The organism is Phocaeicola sp. (assembly GCF_048170425.1).
Taxonomy (GTDB): domain Bacteria; phylum Bacteroidota; class Bacteroidia; order Bacteroidales; family Bacteroidaceae; genus Phocaeicola.
In genome coordinates, this window is record NZ_DBEXBB010000064.1 from 1 (window position 1) to 3,521 (window position 3,521).

4 protein-coding genes are annotated in these 3,521 nt (G+C 47.7%); 1 reads left to right on the plus strand and 3 read right to left on the minus strand.

Annotated features, from left to right (window positions below; all coding sequences use genetic code 11):
- Nucleotides 1-218: 218 nt before the first annotated feature.
- Entirely contained in the window at nucleotides 219-1,235 is a 1,017-nt protein-coding gene (gene holA, locus ACMJ0U_RS02695; protein ID WP_117673808.1) for a DNA polymerase III subunit delta, read from the minus strand.
- Between the two features lie 10 nt (nucleotides 1,236-1,245).
- Complete coding sequence (locus ACMJ0U_RS02700; RefSeq protein WP_007558324.1) at nucleotides 1,246-2,022, minus strand: AMP nucleosidase; 777 nt, start codon at nucleotides 2,020-2,022, stop codon at nucleotides 1,246-1,248.
- Nucleotides 2,023-2,229: 207 nt separating this feature from the next.
- Between ACMJ0U_RS02700 and ACMJ0U_RS02705 the strand changes: the two genes are divergently transcribed.
- On the plus strand, nucleotides 2,230-2,679 hold the full coding sequence (locus tag ACMJ0U_RS02705) for a type I restriction enzyme HsdR N-terminal domain-containing protein (RefSeq protein ID WP_417128007.1): 450 nt from the start codon (nucleotides 2,230-2,232) through the stop codon (nucleotides 2,677-2,679).
- 69 nt (nucleotides 2,680-2,748) lie between these two features.
- On the opposite strand, the gene ACMJ0U_RS02710 is transcribed toward ACMJ0U_RS02705, so the two are convergent.
- The coding region (locus tag ACMJ0U_RS02710) for a zinc ribbon domain-containing protein (protein WP_417128009.1) at nucleotides 2,749-3,521 on the minus strand (773 nt) is incomplete at its 5' end.

A 3,521-nucleotide genomic window follows, 5' to 3' on the forward strand; every position in this document is an offset into this window, starting at 1 on the left:
AACGATTACATTTGTATATTACATCTTCCACTTCTATCTGTAATTTACTGTTTGTAGAAAAACTTTGTGAGAATTGAAAATTTGACCTCCATTTGTATTCTCCTCCTGATTTTTCAATTCTCGTGAAAAACGAAAAAAGCGGCATACATCCGGTTCTTTTCAGATGTATGCCGCTTGTACAGCGTATTGCTTTCCTCTTGTCAGGGATTCAATTTCGGTTAATGAAGAATGAAATAAATCAGGTCGCGCAGTAACTCTCCATCGGGTGTGGAAGGATTGCCTATGCCTTTCGACCGGGCATCGCATTCACGAATGGCATGGATGATTTGCATCACCTTTACGCCTGAATATCGTCGCATGGCTGCCATGTATTCTTTCGCTTGCCACGGACTTTTCAAGCCTAACTGAGCCGCTATTCCCTGGTCTGATTTCTCTGGCGCGTAATAGGCCAGCATCAGGTTTGAGAAGAAGTTGAACAGAATGGCCAGTGTCATTTGTAGCGGATTGTTCTTGGGATTCTCCTCGAAGTATTTGATGATTTTGTTGGCCTTCAGCACGTCCTTTTCCACCAGTGCGCTCCGCAGCTCAAAGTTGTTGTAATCTTTGCTGATACCGATGTTCCGCTCAATCTGTTCCGGTGTGATGCGGCGTGCGCCTTCCGGAAGTGTCAGGATAAGCTTCTCCAGTTCGCCGGCCATACGGTTCAGGTCGGCTCCTACAAACTCGGCCATCATTTCCGATGCTTTGGGCTCGATTTCCACTTTCTTGCGCTTCAGGTATGAGGAGATGAAACCGGGAATCTGACTGTCCTTGAGCTTCCGCGATTCGAACAGCACCCCGTTTTTCTCGATTTCGGCGGCTAGTTTCTTCCGGCGGTCAATGCTGCCGTGCTTGTAGCATACCACCAGTATGGTCGATTTCTGAGGCTTCTGCAGGTAGAAAGCCAGCTCCTCGATGCGTTTCAGGCTCTGTGCTTCCTTTACCACTACCACCTGATATTCTGACATCATCGGGTAACGCTTGGCGGCGTTGATGACGTTGGCCACATCCGTATCGGCCCCGTATGTGACGGTCAGGTTAAATTCCTTTTCCGTTTCACTAAGTACGGTATCGATGATGTAGTCGGCAATCCGGTCGATGTAGTAATCCTCTTCGCCCATGAGGAAATATACGGGCGCATAGATGCGGTTCTTCAGGTTGCGTACAATCTCTTCGTAAGTGACTTCCTTTGCCATTTTCGTCGGTTTACCAGTCAAATTTCAGGTGTTTCACGGTCTTCTTTTCATCGATGATCATGCGCAGGGCATCGATACCGATTTCTACGTGTTCATGCACGAAATTCTTGGTCACCATGCTGTCACTCTGTTCCGTTTTCACGCCTTCCGGAATCATGGGCTGGTCGGACACGAGCAGCAGGGCACCTGTAGGAATGTGGTTGGCAAATCCGGTGGTGAACAAAGTCGCCGTTTCCATATCCACAGCCATGGCACGGGTCTTCAGCAGGTATTTCTTGAACTCCTCGTCGTGCTCCCAGATGCGGCGGTTGGTGGTGTACACCGTTCCGGTCCAGTAGTCGCGTGAGTGGTCACGGATAGCCGAAGATACGGCACGCTGGAGCATAAAGGCCGGGAGAGCCGGTACCTCAGGCGGATAATAATCGTTCGATGTTCCTTCGCCACGGATGGCCGCGATAGGCAGAATCAGGTCGCCTATCTGGTTCTTCTTGTCGATACCTCCGCACTTGCCCAGAAACAGGCAGGCTTTCGGATGTACGGCACTGAGCAGGTCCATGATGATGGCCGCATTGGGACTTCCCATGCCGAAGTTGATGATGGTCATGCCTTCTGCATGGGCCGAAATCATGTTGGCATCGCGTCCTAAAATGGGCACGTTGAACCGTTCGGCAAAGATTTCGACGTATTTATTGAAGTTTGTCAACAAGATGTACTCACCAAAGTCTTCCAGTTTCCGCTTGGTATAACGCGGGAGCCAGTTTGCTACGATTTCTTCTTTTGTTTTCATTAGCTCTCAGAATTTGTGTTGCCAAATAAAAGGTTATTGGGAAGATGATATTATCTTCCTTAAACGCAAATGTACAATAATAATGCAAACAGAAAAAAGAATTTGGGATTTTCTCTTACCGGAGACCTTCGGTTTTTGGAAAATAATTCAGCTTTTATGTACTTTTGAGAAAATGGAGTATCTTTGCTTCGTAATAGAAGAACGCTTATGTTTGCATTGAACCTGCCTGCTTTTGAGGCCAAGATTGCCCAGCGAGAGGGAAAGAACGTGATATTTGACGTGCTCCGTCGCCGGTATGTAGCGCTGACTCCGGAGGAGTGGGTACGCCAGCATTTTACGAATTTTCTGCTGAAGGAAAAGGGGTATCCGCAAGGACTGTTGGCCAATGAGATACAAATTAACCTGAACGGGACGAAGAAACGCTGTGATACGGTGCTCTACCGGCGCGACCTGACTCCGCAGATGATTGTGGAATACAAGGCTCCTTCGGTGGAGATTACGCAGGCTGTCTTTGACCAGATTACCCGTTACAACATGGTGCTGAAGGTGGACTATCTGATGGTGAGTAACGGCCTCCGTCATTACTGTTGCCGCATTGACTATGTACGAAACACGTATTATTTTCTTCCCGACATTCCCCGTTATGCCGATTTGTAGCGCATAAAAAAAGAAGGAATCCCCTGTGAGTGGGAATCCCTTCTTCTGCTATCAGACGAGGCCTGATGCTTATTTCATTTTTGTTTCCAGATGCTTTTCTGTTTCCACACCAGCCAGTTCCGGGTCAATCATGATACGGCCACAATATTCGCATACGATGATTTTCTTGCGCATACGGATGTCGAGCTGTTTCTGAGGCGGAATCTTGTTGAAGCAACCGCCACAAGCGTCACGCTGCACGTAAGTAATGCCCAGACCGTTGCGTGAGTTCTTGCGGATACGCTTGAAAGCCTGAAGCAGACGCGATTCGATAGTAGCTTCCAGATTCTTGGCTTTTTCTCTCAGCTTTTCTTCTTCCTGCTTGGTTTCTGAGATGATTTCGTCCAGTTCGTTCTTCTTTACTTCCAGGTCTTTCTTTCTTTCTTCCAGCAGCTGTTCGCTCTTCACGATTTCTTCTTCTTTCGATTTGATGCCGGCTGTATATTCACGGATACGCTTTTCGCAGAGTTCCACTTCCAGGCTCTGGAATTCGATTTCCTTGGTCAGCACGTCATATTCGCGGTTGTTGCGCACGTTGTCCTGCTGGCTCTTGTACTTCTCGATAGAAGCCTTGGCAGTTTCGATTTCGATTTTCTTGCTGGCTACGTTTGATCTCAGTTCTTCAATTTCAGCCTTGATTTTCTCAATACGTGTGCTCAGACCCGTTACTTCGTCTTCCAGGTCCTGCACTTCCAGTGGAAGCTCTCCTCTCAGTGTCTTGATTTTGTCAATCTCCGACAACATGGTTTGCAACTGGTAGAGTGCTTTCAGCTTTTCTTCCACACTCAATTCATTCGGATCTT